Source organism: Salinarimonas sp. (assembly GCF_046292825.1).
Classification (GTDB): Bacteria; Pseudomonadota; Alphaproteobacteria; order Rhizobiales; family Beijerinckiaceae; genus Salinarimonas.
In genome coordinates, this window is the sequence record NZ_JBKBQG010000015.1 from 1 (window position 1) to 23,987 (window position 23,987).

16 protein-coding genes are annotated in these 23,987 nt (G+C 72.1%); 10 read left to right on the forward strand and 6 right to left on the reverse strand.

Going from position 1 to position 23,987, the window contains the following annotated elements; all coding sequences use genetic code 11:
* The 5 genes from ACK4UM_RS09360 to ACK4UM_RS09380 form a co-directional block, all read right to left on the reverse strand.
* Window positions 1–5,629: filamentous hemagglutinin N-terminal domain-containing protein (locus tag ACK4UM_RS09360; protein ID WP_409798089.1), on the reverse strand; the 5,629-nt coding region annotated here is incomplete at its 3' end.
* A 19-nt stretch (window positions 5,630–5,648) separates the two neighbouring features.
* A complete protein-coding gene (locus ACK4UM_RS09365) occupies window positions 5,649–6,449 on the reverse strand; it encodes a tetratricopeptide repeat protein (protein ID WP_409798091.1) in 801 nt (266 codons plus the stop codon).
* Window positions 6,450–6,462: 13 nt separating this feature from the next.
* Complete coding sequence (locus ACK4UM_RS09370) at window positions 6,463–8,259, reverse strand: ShlB/FhaC/HecB family hemolysin secretion/activation protein (RefSeq protein ID WP_409798093.1); 1,797 nt, start codon at window positions 8,257–8,259, stop codon at window positions 6,463–6,465.
* The gene (locus ACK4UM_RS09375) at window positions 8,256–10,223 is read right to left on the reverse strand and encodes a filamentous hemagglutinin N-terminal domain-containing protein (RefSeq protein ID WP_409798095.1); all 1,968 of its coding nucleotides are present in this window, start codon (window positions 10,221–10,223) and stop codon (window positions 8,256–8,258) included. Before ACK4UM_RS09375 ends, ACK4UM_RS09370 begins: the two co-directional genes overlap by 4 nt.
* Window positions 10,223–10,609 (reverse strand): invasion associated locus B family protein, encoded by a 387-nt coding sequence (locus tag ACK4UM_RS09380; protein ID WP_409798097.1) that lies wholly within the window; start codon window positions 10,607–10,609, stop codon window positions 10,223–10,225. Before ACK4UM_RS09380 ends, ACK4UM_RS09375 begins: the two co-directional genes overlap by 1 nt.
* Before the next feature lie 632 nt (window positions 10,610–11,241).
* Here ACK4UM_RS09380 and glpD point away from each other — a divergent pair.
* The 10 genes from glpD to ACK4UM_RS09430 all read left to right on the forward strand — a co-directional run bounded on the left by glpD (window position 11,242) and on the right by ACK4UM_RS09430 (window position 23,500).
* Window positions 11,242–12,801 carry a glycerol-3-phosphate dehydrogenase gene (gene glpD, locus ACK4UM_RS09385; protein WP_409798099.1) on the forward strand — a complete coding sequence of 520 codons (1,560 nt, stop codon included), beginning with the start codon at window positions 11,242–11,244 and terminating at the stop codon, window positions 12,799–12,801.
* A 17-nt stretch (window positions 12,802–12,818) separates the two neighbouring features.
* Window positions 12,819–13,907 (forward strand): ABC transporter ATP-binding protein, encoded by a 1,089-nt coding sequence (locus tag ACK4UM_RS09390; RefSeq protein ID WP_409798101.1) that lies wholly within the window; start codon window positions 12,819–12,821, stop codon window positions 13,905–13,907.
* Between the two features lie 11 nt (window positions 13,908–13,918).
* Window positions 13,919–14,998 carry an ABC transporter ATP-binding protein gene (locus ACK4UM_RS09395; protein ID WP_409798103.1) on the forward strand — a complete coding sequence of 360 codons (1,080 nt, stop codon included), beginning with the start codon at window positions 13,919–13,921 and terminating at the stop codon, window positions 14,996–14,998.
* Window positions 14,998–15,870 carry a carbohydrate ABC transporter permease gene (locus ACK4UM_RS09400; protein WP_409798105.1) on the forward strand — a complete coding sequence of 291 codons (873 nt, stop codon included), beginning with the start codon at window positions 14,998–15,000 and terminating at the stop codon, window positions 15,868–15,870. Before ACK4UM_RS09395 ends, ACK4UM_RS09400 begins: the two co-directional genes overlap by 1 nt.
* Before the next feature lie 92 nt (window positions 15,871–15,962).
* Entirely contained in the window at window positions 15,963–16,739 is a 777-nt protein-coding gene (locus tag ACK4UM_RS09405; protein ID WP_409798246.1) for a carbohydrate ABC transporter permease, read from the forward strand.
* 11 nt (window positions 16,740–16,750) lie between these two features.
* On the forward strand, window positions 16,751–17,023 hold the full coding sequence (locus tag ACK4UM_RS09410; protein WP_409798107.1) for a DUF2160 domain-containing protein: 273 nt from the start codon (window positions 16,751–16,753) through the stop codon (window positions 17,021–17,023).
* 83 nt (window positions 17,024–17,106) lie between these two features.
* Complete coding sequence (locus tag ACK4UM_RS09415; RefSeq protein WP_409798109.1) at window positions 17,107–18,822, forward strand: ABC transporter substrate-binding protein; 1,716 nt, start codon at window positions 17,107–17,109, stop codon at window positions 18,820–18,822.
* 110 nt (window positions 18,823–18,932) lie between these two features.
* Window positions 18,933–20,417, forward strand: coding sequence for a glycerol kinase GlpK (gene glpK, locus ACK4UM_RS09420; protein WP_409798111.1), 1,485 nt, complete (start codon window positions 18,933–18,935; stop codon window positions 20,415–20,417).
* Entirely contained in the window at window positions 20,414–21,592 is a 1,179-nt protein-coding gene (locus ACK4UM_RS09425; RefSeq protein WP_409798113.1) for an iron-containing alcohol dehydrogenase, read from the forward strand. The genes glpK and ACK4UM_RS09425 overlap by 4 nt, the downstream gene beginning before the upstream one ends.
* Before the next feature lie 111 nt (window positions 21,593–21,703).
* Window positions 21,704–23,500: a cation:proton antiporter gene (locus ACK4UM_RS09430; protein ID WP_409798115.1), complete on the forward strand. Its 1,797-nt coding sequence runs from the start codon at window positions 21,704–21,706 to the stop codon at window positions 23,498–23,500.
* On the opposite strand, the gene ACK4UM_RS09435 is transcribed toward ACK4UM_RS09430, so the two are convergent.
* A complete protein-coding gene (locus ACK4UM_RS09435) occupies window positions 23,497–23,931 on the reverse strand; it encodes an SRPBCC family protein (RefSeq protein ID WP_409798117.1) in 435 nt (144 codons plus the stop codon). The two genes, ACK4UM_RS09430 and ACK4UM_RS09435, sit on opposite strands and share 4 nt — an antisense overlap.
* Window positions 23,932–23,987 lie beyond the last annotated feature (56 nt).

Genomic DNA, 23,987 nt, shown 5'->3' on the forward strand with positions numbered 1-23,987 from the left:
TCCCGCGCATGGCCTCCGCCGCGATCGACGAGCGCGCGAGCCCGAACGAGAGCGAGGCGGAGCCGCCGCTTGCGGAAAAGCCGAAGCCGAAGCCGGTGCGCTGCGCGAGGGAGGATTGGGCCGAGCCCTCGTTGCCGGGGAGGAGGAGGAGATCGCGCCCCGCCGAGAGGGTCGCGAGCCCGCCCGCGCCGACGACCGAGCCCGCGAGGGTGAGGTCGCCCGGCGCGAGCACGGTGACGTCGCCGCCGGCGATCAGGGTGGAGGGGGCGTTGGTGCGGGTCGCCGTCTCGTCGCGGTTCAGCGACGAGCGGTAGAAATCGAGGCGCCCGCCGCCGAGGAAGAGGCCGAAGCCCGAGGAGCGGCGCTCGGAGAGGCTCGCGCTCGTGTCGGTGCCCGCGAGGATGGTGACGGAGGCGTCCGCGCGGCCGCCCGCGCCGGCACCCGCGGCGAGCAGGAGATCGCGCCCGGCCGCGACGTCGCTCGCCACGACGAGCACGTCCCCGCCCGAGAGCAGAGTCACGTCCCCACCCGCGCCGATCGCGGCGCCGCGATGGGTCGCGGCGGCGAACATGTCGAGGCTCGAGGAGGAGCGCAGGAAGCCGCGCGAGCTGCGCGTGAAGGTGCTCTCGATCGTGTCGACGACCGAGGAGAGGGTGATCCCGTCGCGCGCGGTGACGGCGACGTCGCCCTCGGCCGTGAGGCTCGAGCCGACGAGCGCGAAGGCGCCGCCCGCGACGATGGTGAGATCCCCGCCCGAGCCGACGCGGGTGGCGCTGTGCTCGAGGGTCACCGTCCGCTGGCTCCAGCGCCGCTCGCGGATCAGGATGTCGTTGAAGGCGGCCTGCGCCTCGAGGCGCACGTCCCCGCCGGCGATCAGGGTGACGCCGGTCTCGCCGAAGAGGACGCCGCCGCGCGAGACGAGGTCTCCTTGCGTGCGCACGAGGAGATCGCCGGCGAGCACGTTGCCGCCCGCCTGCGCGGCCGAGATCGTGTGGGGGCCGAAACGGGCGGTCGCGAGACGCTGCTCGTTGAGGAAGGAGCCGGCGTCGATGACGAGGCTTTCGCGCGCGACGAGGCTGCCCGCGTTGCGGACGCGATCGCCCGTGATCATCAGGTCTGTCGCGGAGAGGACGGAGCCCGCCGGATCGTAGGCGTAGCGGGCGAGATCGGCCGGCGGCAGGATGAGCTGGGGGACGAGGACGCGCTGCCCGTCGAGCGTGCGCTCGACGTACCAGAGCATCGGCGCCTCGACGCGCGCACGCTCGGCGGCGGTGAGCTCGCGGCCGAGGCTGATCTCCGGATTGGCGCGCAGGAAGGCGACGGTGCCCTCGTAGAGCGCCTCCTGCTGGGTGATCGGATCGCGCCATTCGGGGTTCAGGAGGACGCGGCCGGTCTGCTCGGCGAGCGCGCGGGCGATGAGGCGGCGCTCGGAGATCGGATCGGCGAGGAAGACGAGATCGCTCTCGACCGCGCCCACCTGGCGCAGGATCCAGGTCGGCTCGCGGGTGGGCAGCGGCAGGCCGCTCGCGTCGAAGCGCGGCGCCTCGGGCACGGGCGAGGTGACGAGGTAGCGCGCGCCGCCGGGCACGAGGGCGACGGGCGCGGCATTCACGACGAAGCCGGGGGTCGCGACCGCGAAACGCGAGAGGTCGATCACCGGATCGGGAAGCGCGGGCGGGGCGGTGTAGACGTTGGGATCGACGATGCCGACGCTCACCGACGGCGCGGAGAGGCCGACGGAGAAGCCCGCCATCGTGCCTTCGTTCGAGAGGCTCTCGCTCGCGGCGATTACGAGCGCGCCGCCGGCCTGGATGGTGGCGGGGGTGACGGACCAGGTGCCGGCGGGCTCCGTTCCGCGAAAGCCCGTGTCGGCGCCGGTGAGCTTGTAGAGGTTGTACTGGCTCTGGAGGTTGCGGACGCGATTCGTCAGCACGCCGACGGAAATCGCCATGTCTCCTGCGGCGAAGATCGTGGAGACGTGGTTGTCGAGGCTCCAGGCCGTGATCGTGAGATCGCTGCCGGCATGGATCAGGCTCGCCGGGGAGGTCTCGACCTGGTTGAAATAGTCGAGCTGCCAGAGATTGCCGCCTTGCACGAATTCCGTGCGCGAGAATTGGAGCACCACGCCGCCGGTGCGGCCGAGCGCGACCGCGCCGCCCGCCGCGATGTCGATGCGCCCGAGCGCCTCGATCGCGGAGGAGGCGAGGCGGAGGTCGCCGGCGGCCTCGATCCGCGCGTCCGAGAGGGTGAAGAGGAGGGCGCCGCCGACGGTGCCGCCGAGGTCGATCGAGCCGCCGGTCGAGGCGAGCGCGAGATCGCCGCCCGCCGCGATCGTGCCGAGGACGGAGATCTCGCCGCCGAAGGCGAGGGTGAGATCGCCCGCCGCCATGATCCGCTGGCCGGCGGAGACGACGAGGCCCTGCTCGCGCAGAGCGAGTGCGAGGCTGCCTCCGAAGGCGAAGCGGCCTTCCGCGACGCCGTGCTCGCCGAACAGGTCGAGATTGCTCGCGCGCGCGCGGATGCGGGTGGCATCGCGCGCCTGCATCACCGAGAAGGCGCCGGCGTCGACCCGGTCCTGCGCCGCGATGTCGAGGATGCGGCCGCTCAGATGCGCGTGGGCGGCGGACGATCCGGCATTGAGGACCGCGCCGGCGCCGATCGAGAGCTCGCCGGTCGCGAGGATCGTGCCGGAATTGACGAGGGAGCCCCCGAGGGAGAGGCCGACGTCGCCGCCGGAGAGGAGGCCGCCCGCATTCGTCAGCGCAGAGGCCGCGAGAACGACGCGCCCCGGCGCGGAGAGCGTCCCCAACAGCGTCACGGGTCCGCTCGCGAGCAGGCCGATGTCGCCCGTCTGCGCGGCGACGCGCAGGCTGCCGGCGATCGCGAGCGCCCCGCCGATCTCGCCGAGCACGAGATCGCGCGCCTCGAGCGCTCCGGCGATCGTCGCGTCGCCGCGGGTCGCGAGGTCGACGAACGCGCCCGAGGCGCGCGCGCCCGCATGGAGCACGAGGCTGCCCGCGGCGATCGCGAGGCCGGCCTCGCCGACGACGCGGCCATGCGTGGCGAAGGCGCCCGCGACGGCGATGTCGGCGGAGGCGCCGGACAATTCCGCCGCCGCGCTCGTGCCGGAATAGCTCGCGCCGGCGAGGACGAGATCGCCGCCCGCGCGGATCGCGCCCGCCGATTGGATCGCGCCCGCGGCGTTCAGGTGCAGATCGGTGCGGGCGAGAAGGCTGCCGGCGACCTGCGCATTCCCGCGCAGAGCGAGGTCGACGCGCTCGCCGAAGAGGATGCCATCCGCGCCGATGACGAGGGCGCGCGCGTCGATCTCCGCACGCCCCTGCGCGGCGAGGAGGCCGCCGACGACGAGGTCGGCGCCCACGACGAGGTCGAGATCGCCGATCGCGGCGAAGCTCCCGCCGACGGAGAGGCCGCCATCGATCCGGGCCGCGAGCCCGCCCCCGGCGACGAGCGCGCCGGCGCCGCTCAGATCGCCGCCGACTCGCAGCGCGACGTCGTCGCCCGCATCGATCGCGCCGTCGTTGACGAGGTTGCCGGCGAGCGTCAGATCGAGATCGCCGAGCGTGCGCAGGACCGCGCCCGCGCGGTTGCGCGCCGATGCGGCGAGGATCGCGAGCGCGTCCTCCGCGAGGATCGCGCCCGCATTGTCGAGGCCGCCGCCGAGGAGCATCTCGACGGAGGCGCCGGCGAGGCGCGCGGCCGGCGAGCCGGCGGCGTAGGAGGCGCCGGTCAGCGTCAGCGCTCCGCCGCTCGCGAGGGTGCCGTCGTTGCCGACGAGGCCTCCCGCGACGATCGCGAGCGTCTCGGGGGCGAGGATCGCGCCGAGATTGGTGAGGCCGCCGTCGACGCGCACCGTGATCGCGTCGCCGAGGATGCGGCCTGGCGCGGCGTTGAGGAGCGCGTCCGCGGATAGCGCGAGGCGCGCGCGCCCCTGCAGGACGCCGGCATTGGCGGCCTGTCCCGACAGCGCGATCTCGAGATCGGGCGCATCGATCGCCCCGTCCTCCGAGACCACGAGATCGCGCGCGGCGATGCGCGCGAGGAGGCGGGCCTGGATCAGGCCGGCATTGACGAGATCGCCCGAGAGGGAGAGCGCGATCGTGTCGTCGAGATATGCGCCGGTGACGCCGTTCAGGAAGGAGCGGCCGATCGCGAGCGAGAGGCGCGGGTGCTCGAGCACGGTCTCGTTGAGAAAATCGCGCCGCGCGCCGATGTCGAGCCGCCCCGGAGCGCCGAATGCGGTGCCCAAACCCAAGGCGACGTCGCGCCCGGAGATCGAGACGTCGCTCTGCGCGGCGAGGCGCGTGCGGTCGAGGCGCACGTCGCCGCGGGCGGCGATGCCGATCCGCGTCGCGCCCGCCGTGAGGCTGCGCGACTCGACGTCTCCGCCCTCGATCCCGAGCGCGCCGCCCGCCCGGATCTCGCCCGACACGCGCGCGGCCTGCCCGCCGAGGAGGCCGATCGCGCCGCCCGAGGCGATGCCGGCGGCGCTGTCGAGCGTGCCGCGCGCCTCGACCGCGATCGCCTGGCCCGCGGCGACGCGGCCGTCGAGCGTCACGTCGGTGCCCTGGACGGCGAGGAGGCGGCCGGCTTCGTGGGTGCCGGCGAGGACGACGTCGCCGCGCGCGTCGACGAGGGTGTCGAGATCCGCGCGCGTGCCGCCGAGCGCGACGTCGCCGAAGGAGGAGACGACGATCGAGTCCGCCTGCGCGGCGAGATCGCCCGCGAGCACGATGCCGAGATCGACGTCGCGCGACAGGATCGAGATCGAGCCCGCGCGGATGGTGCCCGAGGCGGTGCCGGCGATCGCGAGCCCCGCGAGCGCGTCCGCGCCGACGAGCGGGGTGGCGCGATCGCTGCCCGGATCGTAGGTGATCGCGCCCGCGCGCAGCCGCACCCGGTCGCTCGCGACGATCCCGCCGTCGAGCCCGATGCGGCGGCCGACGAGATCGACGTCGGCGATGGGCTGCATTCCGGCAGGCGCCGAGAGGCCGGTCCCCGAGATCTCGATCGTGCCGCGCCGCACCTCGAAATCGACGGTGCCGCGCACGTAATCCGGCACGGGCGTGCCGGTCGAGAGGGTGACCCGCCCCGCATTGACGAAGGTGCAGCCCACGCAGCCGACGCCGTTCGGATTGGCGACGATCACGTCCGCGCGCGTGCCGAACACCTCGGTCGGGCCGCCGAGCCGGCTCGGATCGGTGCCGGTGACCTCGTTGAGGATGGTGCGCGCCGGCTGGCGGCCGACGAGGTTGGGATTGGCGCCGATGCGTCCGCCGAGGATCGAGTCGCCGCCGAGCCCCGAATTGTTGAGGATGACGCCGCTCGTGTCGACGTCGAAGCGCTCGAACTTGTTGTGCGAGAGCCCGCCGAAGGAGGGGGCGGTAATGTCGACGACGGGAGCGCCGCGCGGCGAGATCCCGATCCCCGGCCTGAACTCGATCGGCGCCGTCGGATCGACGATCACCTGCGCGCGCGCGACCCCCACGAGGAGCGGCTGCAGAGCGAGCGTCAGCGCCGCCGCGAGGGCGGTCGTGCTCGCGAGCCGGGAGCGGGAGAGGCCCGAGAGGGTGCTCGTCTGCGGGCGATCGGCGCGGGGGGTCGACATCGGCGCTCTCTCTCTTTCGTCAATCGCGGGCGACGAAGTCGCGGGCGAGCGCCTGCGCGCGGGCCAGCTCCGTCCGGTCGAGCTGCGCGGTGACGCGCGCCAACGCCTCGGGTGCGGCGGGATGGCGGCGAACGGAGGCGAGGTTGTAGTGGACATGGGCCTGGACGAGGTCGCGATCGCGCCCCTCGCCGGCTTCGTAGGCGGCGCCGAGCTCGAAGAGCGCGATCGGGTTGCCGCGGGCGGCGGCGCGCTCGAAATGAGCGAGCGCTTCTTCCACGCCGCCGCCCTCGATCTCGCCCGCGCGATAGGCGAAGGCGAGCGCGTTGAGCGCGCCGATATGCTCCGCCTGCGCCGCCTCGCGGTAGAGCGCGAGCGCGCCCTCCCGATCGGTCTCGCCGCCGACGCCCTCGGCGAGGAGGCCCGCGCAATTGAACTGCGCGTCGGCCTCGCCCGCTTCCGCCGCGCGGCAGATCAGATCGCGCGCGGCGGCATGGTCCTGCAGCACGCCCTCGCCGCGGAAATGCATCAGGCCGAGCCGGTTGAGCGCGCGCGCGCTGCCGCGATCGGCGGCGGCGAGATAAAGAACCCGCGCCGCCTCGAAATCTGCCGCGACGCCGATGCCGAGCTCGGCCATGCGCCCGAGATAGAAGCCGCCGTCCGGCTCGGTCCCGGAGAAGGCCTCCTCGAAATGGCCGATCGCCTCCTCGAAGCGATCGGCCTCGAGCGCCTCGAGGCCCCGGGCGAGGGGGCTCGCGAGGCCAGGGGATGCGGCGGAGAGGAGGGTCGCGAGGGCGAAGGCGGCGGCGAGGGGAAAACGCATCGGAGCACCGTGTTCAGAAGATCTTGAAGGAGGCGGTGAGGGAGAGCTCGCCCCGCGCGCGGCGCGGCGCGGGATGGCCGTGCAGGGGATGGGCGACGACGACGTCGAAGCGGGCTCGTCCGTGCGCGAAGCGCAGGCCGTAGCCGGCGGAGACGCGATCGACGCCGCGTCCCGCCGCGAGATCGCGGCCCGAGCCGATGTCGGCGAAGAGGTAGGGCTCGAGGCCGCCGAGCATGTCGGCGAGGAAGGCGAGGCGCTCCCGGCTCTCGCCGAGGAGCGCGTCGACGGGCAGGCTCGCGGAGAGCTCGTTGCGCAGGACCGCGCCGCGATCGACCCGCGCCGGAAGGTCCGAGAAGCCGCGCACCGTCGAGGCGGAGGAGAGCGAGAGCTGGTCGTCGGCGTAGAGCGGCGTCCCGGCCCATTGCGCGGAGAGGTCGGTGCGCAGCCGGACATGGTCGGAGAGCCGCACGAACAGCCCCGCGTTCGCGTCGAGCTTGAAGAATTGCGCCCGCGGCAGCGTCGGCCCCGGCCGCGGCGGATCGCGGGTCGCCGAGAGCCAGGTCAGGCCCCGGCTCGCGCCGATGCCGAAGGAGGCGCGCGCGGCGGGACCGAGCGCCTGCACGTGGCTCAGGCCGAGCCGCGCCACGGTGAAACGCTGGGGCGTCAGGGCGACGTCGTTGACGAAGCGGTCGTTCGCCCGCCAGGCGAGGCTGCCCTCGGCGCGCGTCTGGAAGCCGTCTCCGCGCAGCACGAGCGCGCTCGCGCGGCCGGTGACGGTGCCGCTTTGCGTGAACAGGCCGGCGAAGGGGGTGATCGCCTGGAAGCTCTCGGAATAGGCGCCGTCGACGGAGACGGACAGGCGTCGATAGGGCAGGGTGAGGCCCGCCGAGACCTCGTTCGAGTTCACGCCGCTCGCGAGCGCCGCGCGCCAGGAATCGCCGATGCCGACGAGGTCGTCCTTGGCGAGATCGAAGCGCACCCGCTCCGCGACGGTCCGCGCGCCGCCGGTGAGGGCCGCGGCGTTGCGCTCGTAGCCGACGAACAGGCGGAACGTGTCGACGGGCGCGTTCTCGATGCGCACGATCGACGTTGCCGGTTCCGCGCCCGGCTCGAGGCGCGCTGCGGCGCGGGCGGAGGGCGTCGCGTTGAGCGCGTCGAGACCCTCCTGGATGCGGGCGATGTCGAGGACGTCGCCCGGGCCCGTCTCGAAGGCGAGGCCGGGCTTCAGACCGGGAAAGGCGCTCGCGGGAAGGAGGCTGGACCGATCGGCCGGCGCATCGATCGCGTCGAGGAGGCCGAGGAGATTCTGCAGGAAGGACCACGGACCGTCCGACGCCCCGATCCGCTCGCCGACCGCCGCCAGTCGCTCCGACAGAGGCAGCGCCGCCTCGCCGCGATCCTCCGCGTAGACGATCGCGTCGATGCGCCCGGCGACCACCGCGACGACGAGAGTCCGGGTCGCGACGATGTCCTGCTCGGGCAGATAGCCCTGCGTCGTGACGAGTCCGATCTCGGCATGCGCCTCGTTTACCTCCCCGACGATGGCGCGCGCGAGCGGCGTTCCGAGGCAAGCGCCGGCGATCGGCTCGAGGCGGGCGAGGAGCGCCTCGCGCGGGGCGAGGATCTCGCCCTCGATGCGGATCGTGTCGACCGGAAAGCAGGGCTCGCTCTGCGCGCCCTCGACGGGACGCGCGTCGGCGCGGGTCGCGATCACGATCGGCTCCGAGGCCGTCTGCGCGAGGGCGCTCCCGGAGCCCGCGAGGCCGGCGAGGGAGGCGGCGAGGAGGAGGGGAGGGAGCCGCGCGCTCATGGCAGCCAGCTCTCGAAGATCCCGATGCGGACCGCGCTCGCGCCGCCGAGCGGAACGGCGGGGCGCAAGGTGCGGATGCCGCCGGGCGCGCGGGTCTCGACGTCGGCCGAGAGGGATCCGCCGTCGACGATCGCCGGCGCGGCGCTCGTCAGGACGAGGCTCCCACCCGAGGCGAGCGCGGTGCCGCCGAAGGGCTCGAGCCCGGCGATCGTGCGCGGGCCGGAGAAGAGCGTCCTCAGCCCGCCGGGCTGCACCGCGAAGCGCGGCAGGAAGTGCGCGCGCGCGACGAGCTCGGCCGCCGCGATCTCCAGATTGCCGAGCGCGAGGAGCGCTCCGCCGTCGACGAGGACGCTCCGCGCCGAGAGAGCGAGACCGCGCGAGGAATTGATCGTGCCGCCGAGCGTGCCGACGCCCGACCACCCGCGGCTCCAGCAGACGATCCGGCAGCGCTCGACGAGCTGCGCCGTCCCGATCGGCGTCGCGCGGCTCTCGATCCGGTCGGCCGCGATCAGGAGGGCGCCGTCGAGCGCGTTGATCTCGCCCGTGTTGACGAGCCGGCCGGCGCGGATCTCCACCGCCGCCCCGGTGACGAAGGCCTGCTCCCCGGGAAACAGCGGGCTCGCGAAGCTCCAGCTCGTTATCGTCGTGCGGCTGCGTCCGAACAGGAAGGACCACCAATGGCGCCGCCCCGGCACGTGCACGATCGCGGGCGCTCCGCCTCCGGGCGCGGGCGTGAAGAAGGTCTCGTTCGCGACGGTGCCGCCGGCCATGAGGTCGACCGTCGCGTTCGACAGGAGGCGGCCGTTGCCGTTGCGGATGTCGCCGCCGGCACGCGCCACGAGATCGCCCTCCGAGGCGAAGACGATCGCGAGGCGATCGGCCGCCTCGCTCAGGAGCTCGATCGAGCCCGCGGCGTCGAGCGTCACGCCGCCGCGCGACGCCGGGTCGGCGCTCGTGCGTCGCACGCCGGTGATCCGGCCTTCGATGGCGATGTCGCCGCCCTGCGCGATCAGTGTCACGCCGCCCGACAGGCTCTCGACCACGCCCTGCCGCTGCGGCGCGTTGAGGATCGCGATCGAGCGGGCGGCGATGGCCGCGCCGGCCTCGCCCCGCAGCGTGCCGCCCGGAACGGCGACGCGCCCGCTCGCATCGATCCGGATCTCGCCGATCGAGGCGCGCCCGTCGCCGGCGAAGGAGACGCCCGCGCCCGCCGCCGAGACCGCGACCGAGACGCGGCTCGCGGTCAGCGATCCGCGCGGCGTGACGTCGACGAGCACCGCGTCGGACGCCCCGCCGAGATCGGTGCGCGTCGCGTACTGCCCCGTCGTGGATCCGGGGATCACGCTCGAATCGAGACGCAATTCGGAGGCGCCGGCGAGAAGCGCGATCGAGGCGAAGGGGCTCGCATTCTCGTTGACGACGGCGCCGTCGACGCGCAGCCGCCCCGCGGCGAGCTGGAGGGTCGTCATCGTGCCCGCGAGCCCGCCGGGGCCGATCTCGATCGCCCCCGTCCCGGTCCCGACGACGACGTCGGTGCGCCCGCCGACGTCCTCGAGCCGCGCCGTCCCTGCCGAGAGGACGACGGCGCCCGTATTCACGAAACGCCCGCCGTCGACGGTGATGCCGTTGGGGTTGGCGAGGATCACGTGGGCGCGGGGGCCGAGCACCTCGAGCGTGCCGAGAATGGTCGAATGCGCGGTCGAGGTCACCTCGTTGAGGATCGTGAGCGCGCCGACGCCCGTATTGTTCAGCCCCACCCCGCTCTCGGGCACCCCGAACGCCTGAAACGTGTTGCGGCTGATCCCGCTCGCTCCGACGGGCGCGATGTCGACGCGGATGCGCCCGTCCGCCTCGACCGCAGCGCTCGTCGCCGTGCCGCCGTCCGGCACGACGTCCGCCGCCGCAGGGGCGGAGGCAAGGGCGAGGAGCGCGGCGATCGCGGCCGCCTTCGTCGCGTGCGCCATCACGAGCGCTCCCGCAGGGCGTCGAGAGCGCGCGTGAAGCCGCGCAGCGAGACGGTCACGTCCACCGGCCGTTCCTGCGCCGTCCAGACGCGGAAGCGTGCGTCGAGACCGCGGCGGAAGGCCGTGAGCACCTCGCCCTCGATGGGGAAGCCGGCATGGCAGCCTGAGGGGTCGCAGGTCTCGTAGAGGATCTGGAACGGGCGCCCGCCGTCCACCCGCAGCTCGATGCCCGGCGCGAGATAGCCGCGCAGCGGAACCGAGACGATGCCGACGAGCGGGCCGCCCTCCCGCGCGGGAAGCGCCGTGATCGCGAAGAGGGTGTCGCCGGTCTCCGGCGCCGCAAGGCGCTGGCCGATGCGACAGACGTCTTCGGACGGACAGATCAATTCCCAGTCGGTGAAACGTTCGAGGACGATATCGGTGCGCTCGTTCGCTTCGCTGCTCGAACCCAGCGCTGCGCATACAATCGAGCCAGCGATGACGCTACGAAGTATACCCCTAAAAGTTGAAGCAAACGTCATCGAATCATTCTGGGTTCGCTTTTTCCCTAACCCCGCTCTACCAGAGGAGGGAAGCGATAACAAGCGACAATCGCACTTGGTTGTAATGCGCCTCGGCGGGGACGCTCATCGCCAGTCGGCGGCCTTCGTCGCGAGAACGACGACGGCGCAGGCCATAAGCGCCGCCGCAGCAGGCGCTGCGTTCCCCGGCGCCATCGCCAGCGCCATCCCGGCGACGGCACCGCCGCCCGCTTGCGAACAGCCGGCGAGAGCGGCGACGCCCATCGTCCGCCCCGGACTGCCGGAGATCGTGAAGGCGACGGAGAAGGGGATCCAGGCCCCTCGATTCCCGGGTGTTCTCACGATGTCCGCAGGCCGGCCGCGGCCGCGCCGGGAGCGGTGGCGGAAAAGCGGTCTTTTCGGCTGATCTGCTGCGAACCGATCAATAGCGAAAACCACGGTTGACAAAACGAACATCCTCGCAAATCCTAGAAAAAACACGAATGGGATGGAACGTCGTGCGGAGCGAGGATCGCGAGACCGAAGGTCGCGTCGTCGACCTCTTCGTCGTCGGAGGCGGCGTGAACGGCTGCGGCATCGCCCGCGACGCCGCGGGCCGCGGGCTCCGCGTCGCCCTCGCGGAGATGGGCGATCTGGGCGCGGCGACGTCGTCGGCCTCCACGAAGCTCTTCCACGGCGGCCTGCGCTATCTCGAATATTTCGAGTTCAGGCTCGTGCGCGAGGCGCTGATCGAGCGCGAGACGCTGCTCTCCGCGATGCCGCACATCGCCTGGCCGCTGCGCTTCGTCCTGCCGCATCATTCCGGCTTGCGCCCGGCCTGGCTCCTGCGGCTCGGCCTGTTCCTCTACGATCATCTGGGCGGGCGCGAGATCCTGCCCGGCACACGCAGCCTCGACCTGCGGCGCGACCCCGCCGGCGCGCCGCTCGCCCCCGCCTTCGTCCGCGCCTTCGAATATTCCGATTGCTGGGTCGAGGATTCCCGCCTCGTCGTGCTCAACGCGCTCGACGCGCAGACCCGCGGCGCCCGCATCCTGGTGCGCACCCGCGTCGAGCGCGCCGAGCGCGAGGGCGGGCTGTGGACGATCCGGCTCGTCGCGGAGGGCGGATCGCGCACCACGATGCGCGCCCGCGCCCTCGTGAATGCCGGCGGGCCTTATGTCGGCGAGATCATCGAGAGCGTCGTCGCGACGCCGACCCGCGAGCGCGTGCGCCTGGTGCGCGGCTCGCACATCGTCACGAAGAAGCTCTTCGACCACGATCGCGCCTACATCTTCCAGGGCGCGGACGGGCGGATCGTCTTCGCGATCCCCTACGAGGGCGACTTCACCCTCGTCGGCACGACCGACGTCGATCACGAGGGCGGGCCGGGCGCGGTCTCCTGCACGCCGGAGGAGGTGGATTATCTCTGCCGCTTCGTCTCGGATTATCTCGCCGCGCCGGTGAGCCCGGCCGACGTCGTCTGGACCTTCTCGGGCGTGCGGCCGCTCTACGACGACGGCGCGAAATCGGCGACGGCGGCGACGCGCGACTACGTGCTCTCGCTCGAGGCGAGCGAGGGCGTGCCGCTCCTCAACGTCTTCGGCGGCAAGATCACCACCTATCGTCGGCTCGCCGAGGCGGCGCTGGCGAAGCTCGCGCCCTTCTTCCCCGCCGCGACAGGCCCCTGGACGGCGGGCGTGGCGCTGCCGGGAGGCGATTTCCCGGTCGACGGCTTCGAGAGCCTCGTCGCCGATCTCGCGCGCGCCTACCCCTTCCTCGACGCGCGTCAGGCACGACGCCTCGCGCGCGCCTATGGGACGCGGGCGCGAGACCTGCTCGGCGAGGCGCGCGGCCCGGCCGATCTCGGCCGCGATTTCGGCGCGGGTCTCACCGCGCGGGAGATCGACTGGCTCGTCGAGACCGAATTCGCGCGCACCGGCGCCGACGTCCTGTGGCGGCGCGGCAAGCTCGGCCTGCGGCTGACGCGCGAGGCGGCCGAGGCGGTCGAAGCGGAAGTCGCCGCCTGCCTGGCGCGGCGCCGCGACGGCGAGGCCGCGCAGGGCGCGGCCGCGGAATGATACGGAGACAGACGCGCATGACACTCGTCCTCGACCACGTGATCAAGACAGTCGGCGCCGACGCCCACGTCCACGAGACGAGCCTGACGCTGGAGCGGGGCACGATGAACGTGCTTCTCGGGCCGACCCTCTCCGGCAAGACGACCCTCATGCGCCTGATGGCCGGTCTCGACCGGCCCACCTCCGGGCGCGTGCTCTGGAACGGGCAGGACGTGACCGGCACGCGCGTCCAGGACCGCGACGTCGCCATGGTCTACCAGCAATTCGTCAATTACCCGACGCTCAGCGTCTACGAGAACATCGCCTCGCCCTTGAAGGTGAAGGGCCGCCCGCGCGCGGAGATCGAGGCGGCGGTGGCGCGGGCGGCGCGGCTGATGAAGCTCGAGACCCTGCTCGATCGCCGCCCGCTCGAGCTCTCGGGAGGCCAGCAGCAGCGCTGCGCGCTGGCCCGCGCGCTCGTCAAGGGCGCGGGGCTCGTGCTCCTCGACGAGCCGCTCGCCAATCTCGACTACAAGCTGCGCGAGGAGCTGCGCGCGGAGATCCCGCGCATCTTCGAGGAATCGGGCGCGATCTTCGTCTACGCGACGACCGAGCCCGAGGAGGCGCTGCTTCTCGGCGGCAACACCGCGACCCTCTGGGAGGGCCGCATCACCCAGTTCGGCCGCACGCCCGACGTCTATCGCCGGCCCGCCGACGCGATCACGGCGCGGGTCTTCTCCGATCCGCCGATGAACTTCATCGCGATCGCCAAGGCGGGCGACCGGCTGATGTTCGGGGAGGGCCAGTCCTGCGCGGCGCTCGGGGCGCTCGCTCGGCTCGCGGACGGGCGCTATCTCGCGGGCTTTCGCGCGAACCACCTCGCGCTGGAGCCCAAGGGCGAGAAGGGGCTCGTCTTCTCCGCGACGCTCGCAGAGACCGAGATCACGGGCTCGGAGACCTTCGTCCACATCGATCACGGCGGCGAACGCTGGGTCGGGCTCGTCCACGGCGTGCGCGACTTGCCGCCCGGCCGCCCGGTGAGCGTCCACGTCGATCCCGCCCATGTCTACGTGTTCGGCGAGGACGGCGCGCTCGCCGCGCCGGCGCCCTACGCGCTCGCTGCCTGAGGAGAACGAGGATGGCCCGCATCACCCTCTCCGGTCTCGCCCATGCCTACGGCGCCCGCCCGCGCAGCGAGGCCGATTACGCGCTCAAGCGCCTCGACCACGTCTGGCAGGACGGCGCCGCCTACGCGCTGCTCGGCCCCTCCGGCTGCGGGAAGACGACGCTCCTCAACATCATCTCGGGGCTGATCCGCCCCTCCGAGGGGCGGATCCTGTTCGACGACCGCGACGTCACCGACGCGCCCACCGCCGCGCGCAACATCGCGCAGGTGTTCCAGTTTCCCGTCGTCTACGACACGATGAGCGTGCGCGAGAACCTCGCCTTCCCCCTCGTCAATCGCGGCGCCGACCCCGCTTACGTGCGCGCCCGCGTCGAGGAGATCGCCGCCATGATCGGCATGGCCGACGTGCTCGATCGCCCGGCGCGGCGGCTCACGGCGGACGCCAAGCAGAAGATCTCGCTCGGGCGCGGCATGGTGCGCGAGGACGTCGCCGCGATCCTGTTCGACGAGCCGCTGACCGTCATCGATCCTCACATAAAATGGCAGCTGCGCACGCAATTGCGGGCGCTGCACCGCAAGTTCGGCCACACGATGATCTACGTGACGCACGATCAGACCGAGGCGCTCACCTTCGCCGACCGGGTCGTCGTCATGTACGAGGGCCGCGTCGTGCAGATCGGCACGCCCGCCGAATTGTTCGAGCGGCCGGCGCACACCTTCGTCGGCTATTTCATCGGCTCGCCCGGCATGAACGTGCTGCCCGCCCGCGTCGAGGGCGACCGCGCCTATGTCGAGGGCGTCGAGATCCGCCTGCGCGAGGGCTATCGCCCGCTGTCCGGCAAGGTCGAGCTCGGCGTGCGGCCGGAATTCGTGCGCCTCGCGCGCGGCGAGGCGGGGCTGCCGGTGAAGGTGCGCCGGGTCGAGGACGTCGGGCGCCACAAGATCGTGCGCGCCGAGTTCTTCGGCCGCCCGATCAACGCAGTCCTGCCCGAAGGCACCCCCGTCTCCGAGGACATGAGCCGTGTCGTCCTCGATCCGGCACGGGTCGGAATCTACGAGAACGATCAACTCGTACAGGGGGAGGCCGCGTGATGGACAAGACCTACGACAACAGGGCCTGGTTCCTCGTCCTCCCCGTCCTGATCCTGGTCGCGTTCTCGGCCGTGATCCCGCTGATGACGGTGGTGAACTACTCGGTCCAGGACACGTTCGGCAACAACGTCTTCTTCTGGGTCGGGCTCGAATGGTTCGAGGAGGTGCTGGCCTCCCAGCGCGTCCACGCGGCCTTCTACCGGCAGATCCTGTTCTCGACGATCATCCTCGCGATTCAGATCCCGCTCGGCGTCTTCATCGCGCTCAACATGCCGCGGCGCGGCATCTGGGTGTCGGTCTGCCTCGTGCTGATGGCGCTGCCGCTCCTGATCCCGTGGAACGTGGTCGGCACGATCTGGCAGGTCTTCGCGCGCGTCGACATCGGCCTCCTCGGCCGCACCGTCACCGCCATGGGGATCGACTACAACTACACGCAGAACCCGCTGCACGCCTGGATCACCATCGTCGCGATGGACGTCTGGCACTGGACCTCGCTCGTCGCGCTCCTCGCCTATGCGGGTCTGCGCTCGATCCCGCAGGCCTATTACCAGGCCGCCGCGATCGACCAGGCGAGCCGCTGGAAGGTGTTCCGCTATATCGAGCTGCCGAAGATGAAGGGCGTGCTCCTGATCGCGATCCTGCTGCGCTTCATGGACAGCTTCATGATCTACACCGAGCCCTTCGTGCTCACCGGCGGCGGACCGGGCAACGCGACGACGTTCCTGTCGATCGACCTCGTGAAGACGGCCATCGGCCAGTTCGACCTCGGTCCGGCGGCGGCTTTCTCGCTGATCTACTTCCTCGTGATCCTGCTGATCTCGTGGGTCTTCTATACGGTCATGACCAGCCTCGACAAGAAGGAGGGCGTGTGATGGCGCAGACCGCAGCCCCCGCTCCGGCGATCGGGCAGGACGCCCGCAGCCGTCCCGCCCTCCTGCCGTGGGTCGACACCTCGGCCGTGGTGATGACGCTGTATCTCGTCTTCCTCCTCCTGCCGATCTACTGGCTCGTCAACATGAGCCTCAAGACGAATGCCGAGATCCTCTCGTCGTTCTCGCTCTGGCCGCAGAACCCGACCTTGCGGAACTACCGGGTCATCCTCACCGACGCGTCCTGGTACATGGGCTACGTCAATTCGATGATCTACGTCGTGATGAACACCGTGATCTCGCTCGCGGTGGCGCTGCCGGCGGCCTACGCCTTCAGCCGCTACCGCTTCCTGGGCGACAAGCACCTGTTCTTCTGGCTCCTGACGAACCGGATGGCGCCCCCGGCGGTGTTCGCGCTGCCCTTCTTCCAGCTTTATTCGGCGGTGGGGCTGTTCGACACGCATATCGCGGTCGCGCTCGCGCATTGCCTCTTCAACGTGCCCCTCGCGGTCTGGATTCTCGAGGGCTTCATGCGCGGGGTGCCGAAGGAGATCGACGAGACGGCCTATATCGACGGCTATTCCTTCCCGCATTTCTTCGTGAAGATCTTCATGCCCTTGATCGCGAGCGGCATCGGGGTGGCGGCGTTCTTCTGCTTCATGTTCTCGTGGGTGGAGCTGCTCTTGTCGCGCACGCTCACCTCCGTCGACGCCAAGCCCATCGCATCCACGATGACCCGCACGGTCTCCGCCTCGGGGCTCGATTGGGGGGTGCTCGCGGCGGCGGGCGTGCTGACGATCATCCCGGGCATCTTGGTCATCTGGTTCGTACGCAACTACATCGCCAAGGGCTTCGCCCTCGGGCGGGTTTGAGGGAGGGCGCCATGACCTGGATGGCCTGGACCGCACCCACCGCGATCTTCTTTTCCGTGATCGCGCTCCTCCTCGTCGCGATGACGGCGCTCGCGATCCTGCGCCCGGAGACGCCGCGCGTCGGCGTCCTGCGCATCGAGACGACGCGCGGCGACCGCCTGTTCATCAGCTTGCTCGGCTCGGCCTTCATCAACCTGGCCTGGCTCGGCATCCTCGGCCCGCCTCTCTGGGGCGCGCTGATCGTCAGCCTGATCTATGCGGGGCTCGTCTTCCGCTACGTCTGATCGGGCAAGCGCGGGCGGCGGCGCCGACCGTCCACGCGCGTTCGAGGGAAACTCGGCGCTTCGACCTCGAGGGAGGACACCCGATGAAGAGACGCATCTACACGACGACGACAGCCTTGGCGCTGGCGCTCGCGCTCGCGAGCCCGGCCGCCGCCGACATGGAGGCCGCCCGCGCCTTCCTCGACGCGGAGATCGGCGATCTGTCGAGCCTCACGCGCGAGGAGCAGGAAGCGGAGATGCAATGGTTCATCGACGCGGCAGCGCCCTTCCGCGGCATGGACATCCGCGTCGTGTCCGAGACGATCACCACGCACGAATACGAATCGCGCGTGCTCGCCCCGGCCTTCACCGCCATCACCGGCATCCGCGTCACGCACGATCTCATCGGCGAGGGCGACGTGATCGAGCGCCTGCAGACGCAGATGCAGACCGGCGAGAACATCTACGACATGTACGTCAACGATTCCGACCTGATCGGAACGCATTGGCGCTATCAGCAGGTGCGCAACCTCACCGATTGGATGGCCGGCGAGGGCGCTTCCGTCACGAACCCGAACCTCGACCTCGACGACTTCATCGGCATCAGCTTCACGACCGGACCGGACGGCAAGGTCTACCAGCTGCCGATCCAGCAATTCGCGAACCTCTACTGGTTCCGCTACGACTGGTTCACCGATCCGGAGATCATGGCGGCCTTCGAGGCGGAATACGGCTACCCGCTCGGCGTGCCGGTCAATTGGTCGGCCTACGAGGACATCGCGCGATTCTTCACCGGCCGCGAGATCGACGGGCGGCGCGTCTTCGGCCACATGGATTACGGCCGCCGCGATCCCTCGCTCGGCTGGCGCTTCACCGACGCCTGGCTCTCGATGGCGGGCGCCGGCGACAAGGGCCTGCCGAACGGCCTGCCGGTCGACGAATGGGGCATCCGCGTAGACGAGAATTCGCGGCCCGTCGGCTCCTGCGTCGCCCGCGGCGGCGCCACGAACGGGCCGGCGGCGGTCTATTCCGTCGAGCGCTACGTCGACTGGCTGCGCAATTACGCGCCCCCGGCGGCTGCGGGCATGACCTTCTCCGAGGCGGGCCCCGTCCCGGCGCAGGGCGAGATCGCGCAGCAGATCTTCTGGTACACCGCCTTCACCGCCGACATGGTGGCCGAGGGCCTGCCCGTCGTGAACGAGGACGGCACGCCGAAATGGCGCATGGCGCCCTCGCCGCGCGGCGCCTATTGGGAGGAGGGGATGAAGCTCGGCTATCAGGACGCCGGCTCCGTCACCCTGATGCAGTCGACCCCCGTCGACCGCGCCCAGGCCGCCTGGCTCTACGGGCAGTTCATCTCCTCGAAGACGGTCGACGTGAAGAAGTCCCATGTCGGGCTCACCTTCGTGCGGGAATCGACCATCCAGCACGAGAGCTTCACCGAGCGGGCGCCGATGCTCGGCGGCCTGATCGAGTTCTATCGCTCGCCCGCGCGCGTGCAATGGACCCCGACGGGCACCAACGTGCCGGATTATCCGCGCCTCGCGCAGCTCTGGTGGCAGGCGATCGGCGACGCCTCGGCCGGCGCGGTCAGCGCCCAGCAGGCGATGGACAATCTCTGCCGCGAGCAGGAGCAGGTCCTCGCCCGGCTCGAGCGCGCCGGCATCCTCGGCGATCTCGGCCCGCGCCTCAACGAGGAGCGCGATCCGGAATATTGGCTCTCCCAGCCCGGCGCGCCCAAGCCCGCTCTCGAGAACGAGAAGCCGCAGCCGATCACGATCGGCTACGACGAGCTGATCGCGAGCTGGCAGTCGAACTGACGTCGCTCCCCCACGGCGCGCCCCGTTCCCTCCGGCGGGGCGCGCCTCCTCTCCCCACCTTCCCGGGCCGATGTCCGCGCGGCCCGGGCCTTTTTTCCGGAGCATCCGCCTTGTCCCACGTCCTCGCCATCGATCAGGGCACGACGTCGACGCGCTCGATCGTGTTCGACGCGCGGCTGCGCAGCGTCGGGACCGCGCAGGAGGAGTTCCCGCAGCATTTCCCCGGCTCGGGCCTCGTCGAGCACGATCCGGACGATCTCTGGTCGACCGCCGCCGGCACCGCCCGCGAGGCGATCGAGCGCGCAGGCATCCGCCCCTCCGCGATCGCGGCGATCGGCATCACCAACCAGCGCGAGACGATGCTCGTCTGGGACCGGCAGACCGGTCGGCCGATCCACAACGCCATCGTCTGGCAGGACCGACGCACGGCGCCGATCTGCGCGCGCCTTTCGGCGGAAGGCCACGAGGATCTGGTGCGCGCCCGCACCGGCCTCCTGATCGACCCCTATTTCTCCGCGACGAAGCTCGCCTGGCTCCTCGACCATGTCGAGGGCGCCCGCGCGGCCGCGCGCGACGGTCGGCTCGCTTTCGGCACGGTCGACAGCTACCTGATCTACAAGCTCACCGGCGGGCGCGTGCATGCGACCGACGCGACGAACGCCGCGCGCACCATGCTCTACGACATCCGCCGCGGCGCCTGGGACGAGGATCTGTGCGCGCTCCTCGACGTGCCCATGGCGATGCTGCCGCAGGTGCGCGACTGCGCCGCCGATTTCGGCACGACCCGCCCCGATCTGTTCGGCCGCGAGATCCCGATCCTCGGCGTCGCGGGCGATCAGCACGCGGCCATGGTCGGGCAGGCCTGCTTCCGGCCGGGCATGGTCAAGGCGACCTACGGGACGGGCTGCTTCGCCCTCCTGAATACCGGGGACGCGCCGGTCGAGAGCCGCAACCGGCTCCTCGCCACCATCGCCTACCAGCTCGACGGGCGCCCAACCTACGCGCTCGAGGGCTCGATCTTCGTCGCGGGCGCCGTCGTGCAATGGCTGCGCGACGGGCTGCGCATGATCCGCTCGGCCCGCGAGACGCAGCCGCTCGCCGAGGCGGCGGACCCCGCGCAGAACGTCTATCTCGTCCCCGCCTTCACCGGGCTCGGCGCCCCCCATTGGGACCCCGACGCGCGCGGCGCGCTGTTCGGCCTCACGCGCGCGACCGGCCCGGAGGAACTCGCCCGCGCGGCGCTCGAGAGCGTCGGCTACCAGACCCGCGATCTCGTCGAGGCGATGGCGGCCGATCTCGGGCAGGCGAGCGAGGCGGTTCTGCGCGTCGACGGCGGCATGGTCGAGAGCGATTTCGCCATGCAGTTCCTCGCCGACATCCTCGGCGCGCCGGTCGATCGGGCGGCGATCCGCGAGACGACGGCGCTCGGCGCCGCCTTCCTCGCCGGCATGAAGGCGGGGCTCTATCCCGATCCCGAGACTTTCGCCGAGACCTGGTCGGCCGAGCGGCGCTTCGAGCCGCTGATGGGCGAGAACGCGCGCGAGGCCCGCTATGCCGGCTGGCGCGACGCCGTGCGACGGACGCAGACCCGATGAGCGCGCCCGCCGAGGTCCTCGCGCCCTTCGAGTTCGGCCCCTCGGGTCGCATCCTGTTCGGCCGCGGGCGGGCGCGGGAGGCGGCCGGGCTCGCGACCGGCCTCGGCCGGCGCATCGTCCTCGTCCACGGCGCGCGAGGCGAGCGCGCGGCCTGGCTCACCGCCGATCTCGAGGCCGCCGGCGCCGCGCTCCTCGCGATCGCGTGCCCGAGCGAGCCGACGCTCGCGATGCTCGAAGAGGCGCTCGCCGCCGCGCGGGCGCATCGCGTGGAGGTCGTGGTGGCGCTCGGGGGCGGGGCGGCGATCGATCTCGCCAAGGCGCTCGCGGCGCTCGCGCCGGGGGAGGGGGCCCCGCTCGACCATCTGGAGGTCGTCGGGCGCGGCCTGCCGCTCGGTGCCGCGCCTCTCCCGATGCTCGCTCTTCCCACCACCGCCGGCACCGGCGCTGAAGTGACCCGCAACGCGGTGATCGGCGTGCCGCAAGAGGGCCGCAAGGTCTCGCTGCGCGATCCGCGCATGGTGCCCGCGATCGCGATCGTCGATCCGGCGCTGACCGACGGCGCCCCGCGCGCGGTGACCCTCGCCTCGGGGCTCGACGCCCTGAGCCAGCTCGTCGAGCCCTTCCTGAGCCTGCGCGCGAGCCCCGTCACCGACGCGCTCGTCCGCTCCGCGCTGCCGGGCGGGCTCGCCGCCCTCGTGCGGCTGACCGGCGAGGACGGTGCGACGGAGGATCCGGGCGCGCGCGACGCGATGGCCTATGCGAGCCTGTGCGGCGGCTTGGCCCTCGCTCATGCGGGGCTCGGCGGCGTGCATGCTTTGGCCGGCGTGATCGGCGGCATGACGCGCGCGCCGCACGGCGCCGTCTGCGGCGCGCTCCTCGTCCCCGTGCTCGAGCGGTTGCGCGCGGCGGCAACCGCCGGCTCGGCGCTCGAGGCCCGCCTGGGCGAGATCGACGCGATGGCCGCGCGAGCGCTCGGCGTCGCGCCGGACGCGGCGCTCGGCGCGCTCGAGGCCTTCGTCGCCCGCGCCGGCCTGCCGCGCCTCGCCGCGCTCGGCGTCGCCCCGGCCCTCCACGAGGAGATCGCCCGTCTCGCCACGAGCTCCTCCTCCGCCCGCACCAGCCCTGTCGCCTTCGAGGCGCGGGATTATGGGGAGATCCTGCGGCGCGGGGGGTGAGGGTCACCTCATCCGCGCGCCACCGGCACGCACGCGATCGCCGCCCTCCGGTCTCCCGCCCTTGCCACGGCCCTGCTCGCATCCGACATTGGGCGGCGACCGGAGCCGCCGATGGACGCCTTTCTCCCGCAAGCGATCGCCTTCCTCGTCGCCGCGATCGTGGCGCCGCCTCTGTTCAAGCGCCTCGGCTTCGGCACGGCGGTGGGCTATCTCGCCGCCGGCCTCGCGATCGGGCCCTCGGGGCTCGGCGTCTTCGACGATGCCGAGGCGGTCATGGGGCTCTCGCAGCTCGGCATCGTGCTCCTCCTGTTCGTGATCGGGCTCGACACGCGGCTCTCGCGGCTCGTGGCGCTGCGCCGGGACATCCTGGGCCTCGGGCTCGGGCAGATGCTCGCCGCGGGCGCCGCGATCGGGCTCCTCGCCCATCTCGCGCTCGGCCTCGCGCCGGTCGCCGCGGGCCTCGTCGGCTTCGCCTTCGCCCTGTCGGGGACGGCGGTGGCGCTGCAGCTCCTCGAGGAGCGCGGCGAGCGCGCCTGCCCCTACGGCCAGCGCAGCTTCGCGGCGCTCCTCACCCAGGACGTGGCGACGGTGCCCGTGCTCGCGCTCGCCCCGATCCTGATCGGCGGGGCGGCGGCGAGCGCAGGCGCGACCGGCTCGCCGGGGCTCGACGCGCTCCTCGCCATCGGCGTCGTCGCCGGCATCGTCCTCGTCGGGCGCTACGGGCTCGACCCGCTGTTCCGGATCGTCGCGGCGACCGGCGCGCGCGAGGTGATGAGCGCGGCCGCCCTCCTCGTCGTCATCGGCGCCGCGCTCGCCGCGCGCGCGGCCGGCCTGTCGATGGCGCTCGGCGCGTTCCTCGCGGGCATGATGCTCGCCGGGTCCTCCTATCGCCACCAGATCGAGGCCGATGTCGAGCCCTTCCGCGGGCTCCTCCTGGCGCTCTTCTTCATGAGCGTCGGCATGCTCGTCGACGTGTCGGCGGTCCTGCGGGAGGCGGGCTTCGTCGCCGGTCTCCTCGGCGCCTACCTCCTCGTGAAGGCCCTCGCGACCGCCCTCGTCGCCCGGCTCGCGGGCTCCTCGCCGCGCGAATCGGTCCGCATCGCGCTCGTTCTCCTCGCGGCGGGCGAGTTCGCCTTCGTGCTCGCGCCCCTGATGGGCGAGCTCGGCCTCGTCTCGCAGGGCGAGGTCTCGCTGATGGTGGCGATCGCGGCGCTGTCCATGATCGCCGCGCCGCCGCTCGCGGCTCTCGGCGAGCGGCTCGTCGCGCGCCGCGGCAGTCCGGAGGCGCTCGAGGAGGATTTCGAGGGCGCGCGCGGCTCGGTCCTCCTCGTCGGCTTCGGCCGCTTCGGTCAGATCGCGGCGCAGATGCTGCTCGCCGAGGGCGTCGAGACCACGCTGATCGACAAGGCGCCCGAGCGCGTGAAGACCGCCGCGCGCTTCGGCTTCAAGGTCTATTACGGCGACGGCACCCGTCTCGACGTGATGCGCGCGGCCGGCATCGCGGAGGCGCGCGTCGTGTTCGTGTGCATCCGCGATCCGGACGTGTCGCTCGCGATCTGCCGCATGCTGCGCCAGACGCATCCGCTCCTGACGATCTACGCCCGCGCCTACGACCGCACCCACGCCATCGCGCTCGACGAGATCGGCGTCACGCTGATGGTGCGCGACACCTTCGAGAGCGCGATCCGCGCCGGTCGCGAGGTGCTCGAGACGCTCGGCATCGACCCCGCCCGCGCGGCCTCCGTCGAGGACGACGTGCGCCGCCGCGACGCCGTGCGCCTCGCGCTCCAGAAGCTCGAGGGCATCGAGGCCGGCCTCGACATCCTCCACCAGAAGACCATGCAGCCGGAGCCGCTGATGCCGCCGCGCCGCGAGGGGCGCGTGTTGAACGAGGGCGGCGGCGACTAGGCCGCGCTGCGCGCCTGCGCCGCGGCGCGCACGAGGATGCGCTGCGTCTGCGCCGGCAGCCCGGCTGCATGCTTGCGGCCGACGAGAACGCCCCAGAGGCGCGCGAGCGGGCCGGTGATCGCGATCTCGACGACGAGCCGCGTGCCGCCCTCCGGGCGCGGGGCCAGACGGTGGGTCGTCTCCATGCGGGCGAGCGGCATTCGGCAGATGTCGGAATAGGTGTGCGGCGCGTCGAAGGCGCCGATGGTGAAGGCGAGGCGCGGCCCGCCCTTCGGCTTCAGCACGAAGGCGACCCCAGGCCCCGGCGTGCCCGAAATCTCCAGGGCCTTGATGTTGTGGTCGACCTCCGGCCAACGCGCCACGTCGGCGATCACCGGCCAGATGGCGTCGACGGAAAGATCCGTATCGTGGGTGAAGCGGTGTTGCCACATGGCGGGGACGCTCCTATCATCTCGACGATCGAATATCTCGATGATCGAGATATAAG

Coding starts and splice junctions, on each gene's coding strand:
- ACK4UM_RS09365 (WP_409798091.1), bottom strand. CDS start 6,449: ATGCGTTTTCCCCTCGCCGCCGCCTTCGCCCTCGCGACCCTCCTCTCC.
- ACK4UM_RS09370 (WP_409798093.1), bottom strand. CDS start 8,259: ATGAGCGCGCGGCTCCCTCCCCTCCTCCTCGCCGCCTCCCTCGCCGGC.
- ACK4UM_RS09375 (WP_409798095.1), bottom strand. CDS start 10,223: ATGGCGCACGCGACGAAGGCGGCCGCGATCGCCGCGCTCCTCGCCCTT.
- ACK4UM_RS09390 (WP_409798101.1), top strand. CDS start 12,819: ATGACACTCGTCCTCGACCACGTGATCAAGACAGTCGGCGCCGACGCC.
- ACK4UM_RS09395 (WP_409798103.1), top strand. CDS start 13,919: ATGGCCCGCATCACCCTCTCCGGTCTCGCCCATGCCTACGGCGCCCGC.
- ACK4UM_RS09400 (WP_409798105.1), top strand. CDS start 14,998: ATGGACAAGACCTACGACAACAGGGCCTGGTTCCTCGTCCTCCCCGTC.
- ACK4UM_RS09405 (WP_409798246.1), top strand. CDS start 15,963: ATGACGCTGTATCTCGTCTTCCTCCTCCTGCCGATCTACTGGCTCGTC.
- ACK4UM_RS09410 (WP_409798107.1), top strand. CDS start 16,751: ATGACCTGGATGGCCTGGACCGCACCCACCGCGATCTTCTTTTCCGTG.
- ACK4UM_RS09415 (WP_409798109.1), top strand. CDS start 17,107: ATGAAGAGACGCATCTACACGACGACGACAGCCTTGGCGCTGGCGCTC.
- ACK4UM_RS09425 (WP_409798113.1), top strand. CDS start 20,414: ATGAGCGCGCCCGCCGAGGTCCTCGCGCCCTTCGAGTTCGGCCCCTCG.
- ACK4UM_RS09430 (WP_409798115.1), top strand. CDS start 21,704: ATGGACGCCTTTCTCCCGCAAGCGATCGCCTTCCTCGTCGCCGCGATC.
- ACK4UM_RS09435 (WP_409798117.1), bottom strand. CDS start 23,931: ATGTGGCAACACCGCTTCACCCACGATACGGATCTTTCCGTCGACGCC.